Annotated in this window: 13 protein-coding genes; 5 read left to right on the top strand and 8 right to left on the bottom strand. The window is 61.2% G+C overall.

Annotated features, from left to right (window positions below):
- Positions 1–54 precede the first annotated feature (54 nt).
- Entirely contained in the window at positions 55–1,239 is a 1,185-nt protein-coding gene (gene metC / locus QEZ49_RS03150; protein ID WP_280384147.1) for a cystathionine beta-lyase, read from the top strand.
- A gap of 131 nt (positions 1,240–1,370) precedes the next feature.
- On the opposite strand, the gene QEZ49_RS03145 is transcribed toward metC, so the two are convergent.
- From QEZ49_RS03145 to QEZ49_RS03130, 4 genes are all read right to left on the bottom strand, one after another.
- Positions 1,371–2,402: an XdhC family protein gene (locus QEZ49_RS03145; protein WP_280384145.1), complete on the bottom strand. Its 1,032-nt coding sequence runs from the start codon at positions 2,400–2,402 to the stop codon at positions 1,371–1,373.
- A gap of 184 nt (positions 2,403–2,586) precedes the next feature.
- Positions 2,587–5,781: a multidrug efflux RND transporter permease subunit gene (locus tag QEZ49_RS03140; RefSeq protein ID WP_280384143.1), complete on the bottom strand. Its 3,195-nt coding sequence runs from the start codon at positions 5,779–5,781 to the stop codon at positions 2,587–2,589.
- Between the two features lie 11 nt (positions 5,782–5,792).
- Entirely contained in the window at positions 5,793–7,007 is a 1,215-nt protein-coding gene (locus QEZ49_RS03135) for an efflux RND transporter periplasmic adaptor subunit (protein ID WP_280384142.1), read from the bottom strand.
- Positions 7,008–7,116: 109 nt separating this feature from the next.
- Positions 7,117–7,806 (bottom strand): FMN-dependent NADH-azoreductase, encoded by a 690-nt coding sequence (locus tag QEZ49_RS03130; protein ID WP_280384140.1) that lies wholly within the window; start codon positions 7,804–7,806, stop codon positions 7,117–7,119.
- 228 nt (positions 7,807–8,034) lie between these two features.
- On the opposite strand from QEZ49_RS03130, the gene QEZ49_RS03125 reads away from it, so the two are divergent.
- Positions 8,035–8,709 (top strand): TetR/AcrR family transcriptional regulator, encoded by a 675-nt coding sequence (locus QEZ49_RS03125; RefSeq protein ID WP_280384137.1) that lies wholly within the window; start codon positions 8,035–8,037, stop codon positions 8,707–8,709.
- A 134-nt stretch (positions 8,710–8,843) separates the two neighbouring features.
- Here QEZ49_RS03125 and QEZ49_RS03120 read toward each other — a convergent pair whose 3' ends face one another.
- Entirely contained in the window at positions 8,844–9,233 is a 390-nt protein-coding gene (locus QEZ49_RS03120; protein WP_280384135.1) for a tautomerase family protein, read from the bottom strand.
- A gap of 297 nt (positions 9,234–9,530) precedes the next feature.
- Between QEZ49_RS03120 and QEZ49_RS03115 the strand changes: the two genes are divergently transcribed.
- The 3 genes from QEZ49_RS03115 to QEZ49_RS03105 all read left to right on the top strand — a co-directional run bounded on the left by QEZ49_RS03115 (position 9,531) and on the right by QEZ49_RS03105 (position 11,897).
- Positions 9,531–9,698 carry a hypothetical protein gene (locus QEZ49_RS03115; RefSeq protein ID WP_280384133.1) on the top strand — a complete coding sequence of 56 codons (168 nt, stop codon included), beginning with the start codon at positions 9,531–9,533 and terminating at the stop codon, positions 9,696–9,698.
- Between the two features lie 187 nt (positions 9,699–9,885).
- Positions 9,886–10,584 (top strand): VTT domain-containing protein, encoded by a 699-nt coding sequence (locus QEZ49_RS03110; RefSeq protein ID WP_280384131.1) that lies wholly within the window; start codon positions 9,886–9,888, stop codon positions 10,582–10,584.
- Between the two features lie 269 nt (positions 10,585–10,853).
- Complete coding sequence (locus QEZ49_RS03105; protein WP_280384129.1) at positions 10,854–11,897, top strand: AI-2E family transporter; 1,044 nt, start codon at positions 10,854–10,856, stop codon at positions 11,895–11,897.
- 57 nt (positions 11,898–11,954) lie between these two features.
- On the opposite strand, the gene QEZ49_RS03100 is transcribed toward QEZ49_RS03105, so the two are convergent.
- The 3 genes from QEZ49_RS03100 to QEZ49_RS03090 all read right to left on the bottom strand — a co-directional run bounded on the left by QEZ49_RS03100 (position 11,955) and on the right by QEZ49_RS03090 (position 15,151).
- A complete protein-coding gene (locus QEZ49_RS03100) occupies positions 11,955–12,488 on the bottom strand; it encodes a hypothetical protein (RefSeq protein ID WP_280384127.1) in 534 nt (177 codons plus the stop codon).
- A 133-nt stretch (positions 12,489–12,621) separates the two neighbouring features.
- Positions 12,622–13,764: a helix-turn-helix transcriptional regulator gene (locus QEZ49_RS03095; protein ID WP_280384126.1), complete on the bottom strand. Its 1,143-nt coding sequence runs from the start codon at positions 13,762–13,764 to the stop codon at positions 12,622–12,624.
- 250 nt (positions 13,765–14,014) lie between these two features.
- Positions 14,015–15,151: a ribonucleotide-diphosphate reductase subunit beta gene (locus QEZ49_RS03090; protein WP_280384123.1), complete on the bottom strand. Its 1,137-nt coding sequence runs from the start codon at positions 15,149–15,151 to the stop codon at positions 14,015–14,017.
- Positions 15,152–15,170 lie beyond the last annotated feature (19 nt).

Here is a 15,170-nt window from a genome sequence, read left to right as displayed (position 1 = left end):
CACGGCAAACTTGCTCCACACGGGGCTTTTCCCGCCAGGAACAGGATGCGACAGATGTCCTCCGACAAAAAATCTTCGCGCCCCCATGCACCTGCCACCCGAGCCGTGCACTCGGGCCGCGCGCCCCACGACAATTTCGGCTTCGTCAATCCGCCGGTCTATCGTGGATCGACGGTGCTGTTCCCCACGGTCGAAAAGCTCTGGAACCGGGATCAGGCATATACCTACGGCCGCACCTGCACGCCGACGGTCAAATCCCTGCAGGACGCGATTGCCGACATCGAGGGCGGCGCGACCACCGAGCTGACCGCATCGGGCTATCAGGCCGTCAGCACCGCCATCCTCGCCTTCGTCAAGGCGGGCGATCACATCCTGATGGTTGATAATGTCTATCAGCCGACGCGCAAATTCTGCGACTACCTGCTGGTGCGACTGGGCGTCGAGACCACCTATTACGATCCGCTCATCGGCGCCGGCATTGCCGATCTCATCCGGCCGAACACGCGCCTCATCTTCACGGAGAGCCCCGGCTCGCAAACGTTCGAGGTGCAGGACATCCCGGCCATCGCGCGCATTGCCCGCGAGCGTGATCTGTGGCTGCTGATGGACAACACCTGGGCCAGCCCGCTCTACTTCCGCCCGTTCGAACATGGCGTTGATGTTTCCATTCAGGCGGCAACGAAATACATCGTCGGCCATGCTGACGCGATGCTGGGCGCCATTACCTGCAACGAGCGCGCGGCGAAGTATGTCGCCATGGCCAAGGACCAGCTCGGCGTCTGCCCCGGTTCGGAAGAAACCTATCTCGGCATGCGCGGCCTGCGCACGCTGCCGACGCGGCTGGCGCAGCATCATCGCGCGGGGCTTGAGATCGCGCGGTGGCTGGAAAGCCGCCCCGAGGTTGCCCGCGTGCTGCATCCGGCGCTGGAAAGCCATCCGCAGCACGAACTGTGGAAGCGCGATTTCCTCGGCGCCAGCGGACTGTTCGGTGTGGTGCTGAAACCGGTAAGCGACAAGGCCGTTGCGGCAATGCTCGACGGACTGGAGCTGTTCGGCATGGGCTTCTCGTGGGGCGGCTATGAAAGCCTCGTGATCCCGTTCGATGCACGTAGCTATCGCACCGCCACCAATTGGCAACCCGAAGGGCCGACGCTGCGGCTGCACATCGGCCTTGAGGATGTGAACGACCTGCGCGCCGATCTGGAAGCGGGCTTCGAACGGTTGAACGCAACGGGTTGATTGCCTGCCGCGCTGCTTTTCTGGCGCTCGGCGACTCCGCTGCGCGGAGCCGGCCGCCGAGCGCGTAGGGATACTTCGCTCTCATCGGGGGAGCCAGCCGCCGGTGCATCAAACAAGCATGTGAAAACGCGCTAGCCCGCTCGCACAACCTTGATGATCTCAGCGAGAATCGACACTGCGATCTCCGCCGGGCCTTTCGCACCGATCGACAGGCCAACCGGGCCGTGAATGCGGGCGAGATCTGCATCGCTGAAGCCTTCCGCGCGCAACCTCTCCAGCCTGCGACCTTGATTGGTGCGCGAACCCAGCGCGCCAATGTAAACGCATGGGCTACGCAGTGCTGCAATGAGCGTGGCGTCATCGAATGCCGATGTATGCGCCAGCGCGACAACCGCCGTCCGCGTATCCAGCCCCAACGCTGCAAACGCTTCCGGTGGTTGCGCAACCATCGTCGTGGCATCAACGGAACGGAAGGCGTCGATGAATTCGCGGCGCGGATCAATCACGCTGACACGGTAGCCGACCTGATGGGCCAACGGCACAAGCGCCTGTGCGATATGCGCCGCGCCAACGATCACGACATGCACCGGCGGCAGCAGCGGCTGCACAAGCAGCTCGTTCGCGTCGTCGCCGGCCAGCACCACCGTACCGGCATCCCGCGCAGCGGTGACATCGGCGGGTAATGCATCGCATTCCGCATAAAGTGTGCGCGTTCCATCTGCGATACGGGTTGTCACGACCACCGCACGGCGATCCTGCTCCGCCGCGATAACAGTATCGAGAAAGCCTATATCCGCCTGCCCCAAGGGCTCCACAACAACCTTGAGACGGCCGCCGCACGCAAGCCCTGCGTGCCATGCGGCTTGATCGGAAACATCATAGTCAACGACGCGCGGCGCACCCTCTGCAATGGCCCCCTCCGCGACCGCAACCAGCTCACCCTCAACACAGCCACCGGAAACATCGCCTTCATACCGTTGTCCGGCAATCACAAGACGTGATCCAACCGGCGCCGGCGCAGTGCCCCATGTATCAACCACTGTGACGACCGCCGCAGCGCCGTGCAGTTCGATCCATTCACGCGCCTGTTCCCAAACCGATCGCGCGCCGTTGCGATCGTTGTCGTTATCATTGTGATTGTCGTTGCTGGCGGCACGGCTCATCAGGTTCCCCGCAAATGCGTCCGGATCAATGCACACAGCGCAACGCTAACATATTGCTGTGTCCGACGGCGTAGCCGGCAGCGCGCAATGAACCTTTTGCGAATTACACAGCCTTTCGTGCAACAAAAACGCGGGCCGCAATGCTGCGACCCGCGTTGTTGTTTAGAACTGCAACAGCCTGATGTTATTCAGCCGGTTGCGTTGCAGGCGGATGCGCTTGCTCATCGGCGCTGCCCGACTTCTTCTTGCCGCGCGAGAAGCGATCGCCCAGCCAGCGGCAGGTGACATAAAACACCGGCGTGAAGATAAGGCCGAAGATCGTCACGCCGATCATGCCGGCGAACACCGCCGTGCCCAGCGCTTGACGCAATTCCGAACCGGCGCCAACAGCCCACACCAGCGGCACCACGCCGAGAATGAACGCCAGCGACGTCATGATGATCGGGCGCATACGCAGGCGCGCTGCTTCCTTCGCAGCCGACCACTTGTCGTTGCCTTCCGCCTCAAGCTGGGCCGCAAACTCCACAATCAGAATGGCGTTCTTGGCCGCCAGACCGATCAGCACGATGAAGCCCACCTGCGTGAGGATGTTGTTGTCCATGCCGCGCATGACGACGCCGGTGATCGACGCAATCAAACTCATCGGCACGATGAGGATGACCGCCAATGGCAACGTCAAACTTTCAAACTGCGCCGCCAGCACAAGGAAAACGAACACAACGCCCAGCGCGAATGCGAACACCGCCGTGTTACCAGCCTTGATCTGCTGGAACGCAAGTTCGGTCCATTCGAAACCGAAGCCCTGCGGCAGCGTCTCGGCGGCGATCTTCTCCATCAGATCGATGGCCTGTCCCTGCGAATAACCCGGTGCTGCGGAACCATCGAGCTCAGCGGCGGGATAAAGGTTGTAGCGCGGAACACGGGCTGGCGCGGAGATGTTGTGCACCGTCGTGAAACTACCGAGCGGAACCGTGTCGCCCGCGTTGTTGCGCACGCGGATGTTGAGAATATCGCGCTCGTCCAGTCGATACTGACTATCGGCCTGAGCGGTCACACGGAACGTGCGCCCGAGCAGGTTGAAATCATTCACATAGGCCGAGCCGAGATACGTCTGCAGCGCCGTGAACACCTCGGTGATGTTGATGCCGAGCATCTGCGCCTTGACGCGGTCGATGTCGAGGTAGAGCTGCGGTGTCGTGTTCTCGAACATCGTGAACACCTGCTGCAGCCCCGGCGTCTGGTTGGCCTTCATCATCATGGCCATGGTCGCCTGCTGCAGCGCCGCCGAGCCGGCACCGCCGCGATCCTGCACCATCATGCGGAAACCGCCCGCGCTGCCGATGCCACGCACCGGAGGCGGGGCCACAACGAACACCATGCCATCCTGGATGGACGCATACTTCTGCATCAGCGCGCCCTGGATAGCGCGCGCGGACAGGTTCGGATCCTTCGCCCGTTCCTCAAACGGTTTCAGCGTCACGAACACCGCGCCAGCATTCGGCGCGTTGGTGCGCGTTGCGCCAGAGAAGCCGACGAAGTTCACCGCATGGGCGACACCGGGCGTTTCCAGCGCCAGTTCCACCATGCGCTTGTTGACGGCATCGGTGCGCGAAAGCGACGATGCCGGCGGCAACTGCGAAACAGCGATGAGATAACCGCCGTCAACCGCGGGAATGAAGCCCACCGGAGTCTTGCGGAATTCGTTCATGCCGAACACAATGAAGCCGCCGTAGATCACCAGCATGATCACGGGGATCCGGATCATCTTGCCGATCGACCACGCATAGCCGTTGGAAAGCTTGTCGAAGCTCCAGTTGAAGACACGGAAGAAGCCGCGCACCGGCAGCATGTACCACGGCGTGCGATGATGCTCCGCGTGCGGCTTCAGCAGCAGCGCGCACAGTGCGGGCGACAGCGTGAGCGAGACGACCAACGAGATGATCGTGGCACCCGCGATGGTCAGCGCGAACTGTTGATAGAACTGGCCGGTGATGCCGGTGATGAATGCCGATGGCACGAACACGGCTGTCAGCACCAGCACGATGGCGATCAGCGCCCCGCCTACTTCATCCATGGTCTTGAACGCGGCATCGCGCGGACTGAGCCCCGACGCCATGTTGCGTTCAACGTTCTCCACCACCACGATGGCGTCGTCGACAACGATACCGATGGCCAGCACAAGACCGAACAGCGACAGGTTGTTCAGCGAGAAGCCGAACATCGCCATCAGGAAGAACGTGCCAACCAGCGACACCGGAATGGCCACGATCGGGATGATTGCCGCACGCCAGGTCTGCAGGAACAGCATCACCACGAGCACCACGAGGATCACGGCCTCGATGATGGTCATGACAACGGCGTCAACCGACTGCTGAATGAACTCCGTCGGGTTGTAGACGATGTCGTACTTGATGCCGTCGGGGAAGCTCTTCGACAGCCCCGCCATGGTCGTCTTGATGCGCTCGGCCGTATCGATCGCGTTCGAGCCAGGCAACTGGAACACACCCAGCGCCACCGCAGGGCTGCGATCGAGATACGAGATGATGCCATAGTCGAGCGCGGCAAGTTCGGTGCGCGCGACATCCTTCAGGCGCACAACCGCGTCGCCATCCTGCTTGACGATGATCTCGCCGAACTGATCGGGATCGGCCAGACGGCCCAGCGTCTGCACCGAGATCTGGAACGCGCCCGGCTGTTCGACCGGCGGCTGATTGAGAATACCCGCCGCCACCTGAACGTTCTGGCGCTGCAGAGCGGCCGTCACGTCATTTGCGGTCAGGCCAAGCGATTGCAGCCGGTCCGGATCGAGCCACACGCGCATGGAATAGTCGCGACTGCCGAACACCGTGATCGAGCCGATGCCCTCAATGCGGGTCAACACGTCCACGACGTTGACGCTGGCGTAGTTGGAGATGAACAGCGTGTCGCGCGATTGATCGGGCGAATAAAGATGCACCACCATCATCAGGTCGGGCGATGCTTTCGCCACCGTGACGCCGATGTTGCGCACGTCTGCGGGCAAACGCGGCTGCGCAATGGCGACGCGGTTCTGCACCTGCACCTGTGCGGTATCCAGATCGGTGCCGAGATCGAACGTCACCGAGATGGTGAAGCGGCCGTCAACGGTGGAGTTCGACGAGATGTAGAGCATGTGCTCCACACCGTTGATCTGCTGCTCCAGCGGCGCGACAACCGTCGACGCCACCACCTCCGCGCTCGCGCCTGGATACTGGCCGGTGATGTTCACCACCGGCGGCGCGATTTCAGGATACTGCGCGATCGGCAAGCGCCCCAGCGCCACCGCGCCGAGGATAATCAGCACCACCGAGATGACGCTGGCAAAGATCGGCCGGTCGATAAAGAAATGCGACAGACGCATCGCGCCCTACCTTAATTGGTGCGGATGGAAGAGGTGGCCGGCGTGCCGTCCGGTTCGATGGCAACGACTTCCGGGGTTACCGGAGCGCCGGGGCGCACCCGCATCAGGCCGTTGACGATGACGTTGTCGTCGGCCGCCAGACCTTCAACGACGCGCAACCCATCGACAAGTTGACCCAGCGTGATGAACTTCTGCGTCGCGACGTTGTCGGCACCCACCACGTAAACGAACTTGCGCACCTGCTCGGTGCTGATGGCGGAATCGGGAACCAGCAGCGCCGTCGTCGGTGCGGACGTTGCAATCTGCACGCGGCCGAACATGCCCGGCGTCAGCTTGCCATCCGCATTTGCGAACTGCGCACGGCCACGAATGGTGCCGGTTGAGCGATCGATCGCGTTATCAACGAAGTCGATCCGACCCTCGTGGCCGAACGTGTCTTCGTCGATCAGCTTCAGATGCACCGGCAGCGTCATGCCACGGTCGGCAGCAGCGCTGGCTTCACCGCCCGCGATGCGCAGGTAACGCAGATAGGATGCTTCATCCATCGTGAACTCAAAGCGGATCGGATCGATGGATGCGATCGTCGCCAGCATCGTGGTGCTGCCGGAAGCGCCACCCGAAACGAGGTTGCCCACCGACACGCGGCGATCACCGATGCGGCCGGAAATCGGCGCGGAAAGCTCGGTGAAACTGAGATCCAGCTCGGCCTGCTCCAGTGCGGCCTGCTGGGCTGTAACGCCCGCCGACGCGACACGCGAAGCCTGCAAGCGCTGATCCAGCGCCTGCTGCGTGATCGTGGTGCCCGCACGCAGGCTCTCGCCGCGCTTACGGTCGCTTTCGGCAAACGCAAGGTTCGCCTTGGCCTGCTCGATCGATGCTTTCGCCTGTTCGACAGCGGCACGGAACGGACGTGGATCAATGGTGAAGAGCGGATCGCCCTCCTTCACGAGCTGGCCGTCCTTGAAGTGAATCTTTTCCAGATAGCCGGAAACGCGCGCCCGCACCTCGACGTAGTCATAGGCTACGAACCGGCCGACATATTCATCGCGCTCGGTCACCTGCTTCTGCACCGGCTTGGCGACAGAAACAGCCGGCGGCGGTGGCGCGGAGGCCGCTGCTGCCGGGCCCTGCTCCTGATTGCAGCCGGCCAGGAAAGTTCCGATCAAGGCAAACGTAGCCACGCGCGCTGAAGTGCTGCGGAAGTTTGCGAGAGAAGTGAAGGACATCTGCCATCCGTCCATAGGTTGTATTGCTGCGGAACAAGCGCCCCCTGCGCCGCTCCGGTAAATCGTCTCCGGCCCGGTCCCGATTTTGGACCGCTGCCGGAATATTGTGTCATCCCGCCAGAACGCCAGCCACCGCCCCAGCCCGTCGCAGGGCCGCGTCCACCGCGCGCTCCGCGCAATCCGGCCCTAGCGCCATGCCTTCCAGCAGGATGGTCTGCACGTCCGAGATACCGATGAAGTTCAGCACCGAACGCAGGTAGCTTTCGTCGTGCTCGTATGCAGAAAGCGGGCCAGCGCTGTAGAAGCCGCCGCGAGACAGCACCAGAATTGCCCGCCGTCCACGCAACAGCCCCTGCGAACCGTTGTCGGTGTAACGGAACGTGCGATCGGGGCGGATGACGTGATCGACCCACGCCTTGAGCGTCGAGGGGATGCCGAAATTGATCATCGACGCAGCAATGACCAGCGTGTCCGCGCTCAGAAGTTCATCGATCAGGACATCGGAGCGATCGATCATTTCACGCTGACGATCGTTGCGCGCGCCGGCGATCGATCGGGTCGCAATGACGAAGTCTTCGTCGATATGCGCCAGCGGATGCCGCGCCAGATCGCGAATCGTGACACTTGCATCTGGATAGACTTGACGCAGCTCACGGAGCACGCGCATTGCTACCAGACTGGAATAAGAGGTATCGCGCCGTGGACTGCTGGTCAGGCAGAGAATGTGCGATTGGCCTTGACCCTCGACCTTCCGGGAAGGCGGGCGCTCGTTCGATTGCGGTGCACGTGCTGACTGCATTTGACGCTCGCGTGGTTCGTGCGGTGCAGTATCGTCCTGCCCTGAAAAGGCAGAACACTGATCAGGATCAGGAGGTCGAAGTCTTGGATGACAGCCGCCGCACACTATGTTACTGACCAGTAACGTCGTGGTATACTGACCGGTAACACCCCATGTCAAGAGGCCAAGTCGCCAAGGCTCAAGACTTCCAGGGGCAGCCGTATACCGAGGCCCGGACTTAGAGAGGCAATGGGACAGACCATCAAAACCGCCGCTGTGCAGCCACCGCCGCGCGAGCGCATTCTTGCCGCGGCACGCGATCTGTTTTACCGCCATGGCATCCGAGCCGTAGGTGTTGACGCCATTGCTGAGGCTGCCGCCACCAACAAGATGACGCTCTACCGTCACTTTGGCTCCAAGGATGAACTGATCTCGGCTTACTTGCAGGAGCTCGCCAAGGAGGGTGACGACCTCTGGCAGCGCCTGAGGGACACCTACCCTGACGATCCCCACGCCCAGATTGAAGCCTGGGTCCAGCACGTCGAGCAGGTTCTGACCGACTGCTCCGAACGGGGCTGCGCGATGGCGAACGCCGCCGTCGAAATGCGCGAGATCGATCACCCCGCGCGCCAGATCATCGACGATTACAAAACCCGCAAACGCGATCAGCTCGTTCGCCTGTTCAGCGAAGCCGGTTACGGCGAGCCCGAGCAGGTTGCCGACGAAGTTTTCCTGCTGTTCGAGGGCGCGCGCATTTCAATTCAGTGCTGCTCAAAGGGGCCGGCGCTACGCGTCGTGCGCATGTTGCGCTCCCTTTTGGCCGATCACGCCCCGAAGGTTGAAGTCGAAGCCCTTGCCGCCAAAAATGCGGTTTCAGAGCGCGAGGCGGGCACCAAGTCCAGCGCCAAATCCAAAGAAACCTGACTTGCAAAACGCGCTGCCGACGCAGCTTAAGCGCGCGTGTCCGGCGCGTGCATCCGGCACAACGGAAATCTGAACAAGTCTGAACACCTGCGCGCGGACTGATTGATCCGCGCGCCCGGTATTTCTGGAAGATCTTACAGGTCGCCTTCAAGGAATTGCGCACGGCCAAGGCCGAAAGACCAATCTTCGTCCGTATTCTCGACCATCGAGATCATGACGTCCGTGGGCGCAATCCCGCAGCTCTTTTCCAGCTCCTCCACCAGCAACCGGTAAAATGTCTGCTTGGCCTCCTTGCCGCGCGGTCGCGAAATCACCTGCAGCAGCACGGCCTTTTCCGTGCGCGCGAAACCCAGCCCCGTGTCCTCCATGATCATACGCGAGGGCTTGTGTTCGGTGACGATCTGATAGCGGTCGCGCTCCGGCACCTTGAACGCGGCCAGCATCGCGCGATGCGCGGCATCCAGCAGCGTCTTCAGTTCGTCGTCAGTGCGGCCTTCAATCAGATCGAAGCGGAGCAGCGGCATAGCAATTCACCGGGGTTGCGTTTGCGGAAAGGTGAAACCTCGGAACTGTGTAGTCATGTGCGCGCCAGCAAACAACACGCCATGCGCATAACCTGCCTGCCACCATCGTCGAAGCCGCCACGCCACGTCGGTTCGTGCCCAATGTTGCGCGGCGCAGAAAATTCCTACCCGGATGGGTGGCACTTCAGATGTGTGCGATGCACAAACTGTTTCATATTGTTTCATCGGCCCAAATACCGTTATTATCCGCCCATGACCAACGTGATTTCTGCGGGTGCCCAACAGGACATTTCCGCCATGACCAGAGAACAAGTCGAGCAGGCCATTCGCGAGATGGAGCGTCTGCGTGAGGCTTCGCGCCTGGCCGATGAGCTGGATGAGCAGCGGCGCAACGCCAACGATTACCATCGCCTGTGGCGCGAGTTGCGCCCCTATGTGCAGGCCAGACGTCTGGCGACGGACTGATCAGCAGCTGACGCGCGGCGAAAGCCTGTGCTGGATGCGGGAGGATCTGAACTTCCCGCTCCGCTAATACGCACCCTCGGGCAACGGCGCCGAAGTTCTGCGGAAAAACGCTTCTCACCCTGACAGCTAGCGTTTTAAGGTTGGCCCGCGCATTCCTGCGATAGGCTGATGACGGGGACGGATGCACGTGCAGCAAGAGCCCCTCCCCAGCCCGCACTCACCAACGCGCACCTCCAAGGCCTGGGGCCTGATCGCGAAATATACTGCCTGGACCATCGCGCTCGTAATCGGCGTTTCTGTTCCGCTTGTTGTTCTGGGGGATCGGTTCGATCTCATCATCCGCGATTGGATGACTGCTCCGGAATCCTCCCTCGCGGTGGCGGCCATCGGCATTGCCCTGCTTGTGGCTGATCTGCTTCTTGCCATCCCCTCGGCCCTGGTCATTGCCCTCATGGGCGGACTGATAGGTAGCACTGCGGCCACCGTTGCCGGGACAATCGGCCTGTCGCTGGCCTGCGTGTGGGGCTTCCTGCTCGGCAGGAGCGTTGGACGCGACTTCTCATCCGCCGACGAACGCGAGCAGAAGGAGTTCACCTCCGCTACGGCCATGCTGAAACAATACGGGGCCGTCGCGCTGGTTGTTGCCCGCCCGGTGCCGATCCTGGCGGAAATATCCGTCATTGCAGCGGCCGCCCTGGGCATGCCGGCAGCACCGGTTCTGATTACCACCACCCTGGCCAACTTTGGCATCGCAGCGCTCTACGCATTTGTTGGCGCAACGGCGGAGGGTTGGCTCGGCATCGCGCTGGTTTTCGCGGCCGCCACGACGCTGCCGGCACTGGCATTGCTGACAATGCACCTCATCCGGCAGCGCTCGCGCAATTAACCCATCCCGGCCCCGAGCCTGCGGCATAGCCCATTTGGGTGATGCCCACGGCGGATGGAACACTGACAATGCTCCAGCGCCCGGGGAGGCCCCGCCATCACCCATACTAGTTGGGGGTGTCCGCCAGACTGCGGAGTTCGCCATTCCCGGGCGCGCCCATCGGGCAGGCCGCCATCAGGCGCCTACCCGCAGTCCGGCAGAGTTATGGAATCCGTTACCATCCGTACGCAGTAGATTATCAAGGGACTGCATCTAAGCTTGCGGCTGCCATGACACCACTTCCGCCGCAACCGGCAGCCCCTGCTCCGATGAACCTGCGCACCGCCGCCGCTTTCGGCATTGCAGCGGTAGCGGGCTGGTATCTGTCGAATGTGCTTCTGGTGACGTTTGCAGCGATGCTGGTGGCACTGGCGCTCTGTTCAATCGCCCGCCCCATCACCCGATATGCAGGCGTACCCCGTCCGCTCGCAATTCTGATCGCGGCGGCACTTTTCGTGTTGGTGGTCGGCTGGCCGTTCTTCCTGTTCGGTTCACGCCTGTGGACCCAGTTCGATGAACTGGCGGTGGACATTCCCAACACCATCGAATCCATCAAGCTCAACCTGGAAAGCCATCCGTCCGTTGTGCTGCTGGAGAAACTCTCGCTGCCATTCGACATGACGACGATCGCAGGACCGGTTAGCGCCCGGCTAACCAGCATACTGTCGTCGATCGGCAGCGTGCTGGCCTATCTCACGCTGCTGATGTTTGCTGCGTTGTATTTCGCCTTAAGCCCGACACAATACGTGGACGGTGCCTTGCGTTTCATTCCCGGTGATTACCGCAACAAGATCCGCCAGTTTTTCGACCGCGCCGCCCGCCTGCTGAGACTGTGGCTGTCGACCCAGCTCGTCGTTGTGGTGTTGAACGCACTGTTCACCGGCATTGGCCTGTGGCTGTTCGGTGTCGAAGAGGCCGGCGCGTTGGCAATGCTGGCAGGCCTGCTGTCGTTCATTCCCTATGTTGGCACCATCATCGCGATGGGCATTGCTGCACTCGCCGTGATGCCCCAGGGCATAACGCTGTCGCTCTACGTGCTGTTCGTATTCACGATTGCAAGCGCGGTCGAAGGCTATCTGATCACGCCCTATATTCAGAGCAGAACGCTGTCGTTGGCACCTGTGGTGCTGATCGTGGCGATCTTCACATTCGGCGTGCTGTTTGGAACGCTAGGCATCATTCTCGCCGCACCGCTGACAGTGGTGATCATGGCTGCCCTCGACACCTTTTATGTGTCCTCGCCAGCACCCGAAGAAACACCGGCTGTCACGTAAAACGTTGCCTGCAAGAAGACCGATCATGCTCGATCAATAAACGCAGGCAAACGTCGGTCACTTGCGACGCCACAACACCGCGAACAACGCAACACCGGCCGCACCGATCAGAACCGCCAGCAGCGCAGTCTGCTTCAGCCACAACATGGCCGGCACCGCAGCCGCCATCACCAGCCCCAACACGCAGAGCTCCAGCGAGATGTTCAATCCGGCCAGAAATGTCCCGAGCGCCAGAATGAGCAGCAGCGCATAGCCCGTTGCGGGCCCGGTGAACATGGTCTGGATGCCAGGCATCAACACGATGCGCATCGCCACAATGATCGCGAGCCAATGCGCCGACTGGCGCAGGATCAATTGCAGCCGCCCCTGACCATCGTAATGCGGCCAGGCGGTGAAGATGCACAGCAGCCCCGTCAGCACCGCCAGAATTTCCCAATAGCGAATAAGCGGCGTGTTGGCGATGCTGGTAAACGCGACGCCGCCGATCGTTAGCGCCAACAGCGCAATGTATGGCAATTTGCGTACAAGGAAGCTTTGCCAGCTGTGGGTGGAGGCGGGTGTGGCGGACGCTTCTACGTTGGAGTCTTCCATCAGGCTGCTCCGATTGCGGCAGTCTTCATCCACTGCCTACTGCGGGCGGCGCCACGATTGGCACGCTCAACCCACCATCCTAACCGCCGAACGCAAATATTCCGCCAACGCTGCTTTTCATTCTGGCACCCACTCAGCGTTTGCTCCCGGGCACAATCGCCAGATGCGCCAGCAGCGACACGAGTTCGGCCTGCCTGTTTGTCCGGGTCTTATGCATGACGGATTTCAGTTGGCTACGGACCGTGTGCCGCGTCACCCGCAGCCTGTCCGCCGCCTCGCCGAGGTCAAGCCCCTCACTTAGCAGGCAGGCCAATCGCGCTTCCGCTCCGGTCAGGCCGTAGGTCTGCGACAACAAACTCGCAGATGGCAGCCGGCGGTCGTCCGTAGACACCAACACCAGTACCGCGCACGCCTCCTGGAAGATGTTTCGATCCCTGCCGACCTCACTGAGAGGCAAGCCATGGACAACGATCGGGTTGCCGTTGCCACGGCGCACAGTGACAGCGGACGAAATGGCGCGCTTTGTCAGCTGCGGCGGACACAGGGTCAGATCGTGGACCAGCGCCTGCAAATCGCGGTTGGAACGTGGATCCTTGGCCTCCAGACGCCGGTTACACACACTAAGATCCGGCCCCATCAGCAGTTCCGCTGAGGGATTGAGGTTCAGCGTACGGCCGCTGGCTCCCAGCAGTACCGCAGCCGTCGCCGTATGCTCGAAGGCGTTGATCATGCCGTTGGCCTCGGCCAGGTTCAGCCTCAACGCAACCTGCGCCGCCCTTTCAAAATGCGGAAACAGAGCTGCCATCAATTCCTTTTCAGCAGAACCAAACCGCTCGGTGTTGCGTCCACGCGTTACAGTAAAAAACAGCGGCGCGTCGTCGGCGCGGCTGAAAATGCCCCCCATCTCCCAACGATAGAACCGGTTCACCGCCGCGTTATAGGGAAGGTGTTCCAGCTCCCATGGTGAGAACATGTCGCTTTCGCACAGCACCGGCGATTTGTGTCGCAGGCGCATCGCGCGCTCGGGCCGCGGATTGTTCATCGCGATGCCTTCGCGAAAAAACCAATCCATAGTTTCGCACAGCCCCGGCGAACAACGCGTCCCATTGATCCCAAGCGGAGCGCCGAAAACCACCGCGCCGCTGGCGCCGAGCGCGCCGGAAATTTCATGCAAAGTGGGAGACCAAAGCGATGAATCGAAAGCGGCATCGTATACTTTGGCAATCAATTCATTGAGGTAATCCGTTTGCGGTCCACGCACAACCAGCTCCTCCAATTTGCAAATATCGCGAAGGGTCACTTCGCCAAATATGAAATTTTGATCCTCAAATATAACTGTCAGGCTGCAAAGAATGCAGAATAGCAAGTAGCTTCGCGAATTCCAGCCCTAATGGCTGCCCAGCCTTATCGGCCGTTGTCGACGCCAACAAAAAGGCACCGGCGCGTGACGCCGATGCCCGTAAAGCTCCTGATAGCTGCGAGCCAATCGCGCGACGAGCGCGCACCCCGTCGCGTCGCCGGAAAGGTCAATCCCAGCTCAACGCGCCGCCATTCTGGTATTCAATGACGCGCGTCTCGAAGAAGTTTTTCTCCTTCTTGAGATCCATAGCTTCAGACATCCACGGGAACGGATTTTCCGTCTCCGCAAATACCGGCTTCAGGCCAAGCTGAGCGCAACGGCGATTGGCGATGAAGTGCATGTACTGTTCGCACAGGTTTGCGTTCAGCCCAAGCAGGCCAGTCGGCATCGTGTCACGGCCATAGGAAGCTTCAAGCCGCGCCGCGTCCTCAATCATCTGGCGCACTTCATCCTGGAACGCCTTGGTCCATAGGTGCGGATTTTCCACCTTGATCTGATTGATGACGTCGATGCCGAAATTCATGTGAATGCTCTCATCGCGCAGGATGTACTGATACTGCTCCGCGATGCCCACCATCTTGTTGCGACGGCCCAGCGACAGGATCTGCGCAAAGCCGGTGTAGAACCACATGCCCTCGAACACGACGTAAAACGCAATGAGATCGCGCACAAATGCCTGATCAGCCTCGGGCGTGCCGGTGCGGAAACTCGGATCATCGAGATGCTGCGTGTAGGCCAGCGCCCACGCCGCCTTGTCGGTAATTGACGGCACCTCGCGATACATGTTGAACAGCTCACCCTCATCGAGGCCGAGGCTTTCAACGATGTATTGGAATGTGTGCGTGTGCACGGCCTCCTCAAACGACTGCCGCAACAGATACTGGCGGCACTCCGGATTGGTGAGATGGCGATAGATTGCCAGCACGATGTTGTTGGCGACCAGGCTTTCCGATGCAGCGAAGAAGCCGAGATTGCGCTTCACCATGCGCCGCTCATCTTCCATCAGTCCATCGCGCGACTTCCACAGCGCAATGTCGGCCTGCATCGAAACTTCTGTCGGCATCCAGTGGTTGTTGCACGCGGCGAGATACTTCTCCCACGCCCAGACATACTTCAGCGGCAGCAACTGATTGACGTCGGCGCGCGAGTTGATCATCGCCTTGTCGTCGACGCGTACGCGGCCCGCGGTGCGGTCAATCGAGCCGAGGCCCGTTCCGGCATCGGCCACAGCGGGTGGTGCGGCGGGTGCAATGGTCTGCGGGTTTACAGCGGGGCCGCGCGTCAGTTCCGACCAGTCGAGCATGATGTATTCTCCGTGTACG

Source organism: Hyphomicrobium sp. D-2 (genome assembly GCF_029872155.1).
Taxonomy (GTDB): domain Bacteria; phylum Pseudomonadota; class Alphaproteobacteria; order Rhizobiales; family Hyphomicrobiaceae; genus Hyphomicrobium_A.
This window is presented reverse-complemented; position numbering and strand designations above follow the sequence as displayed.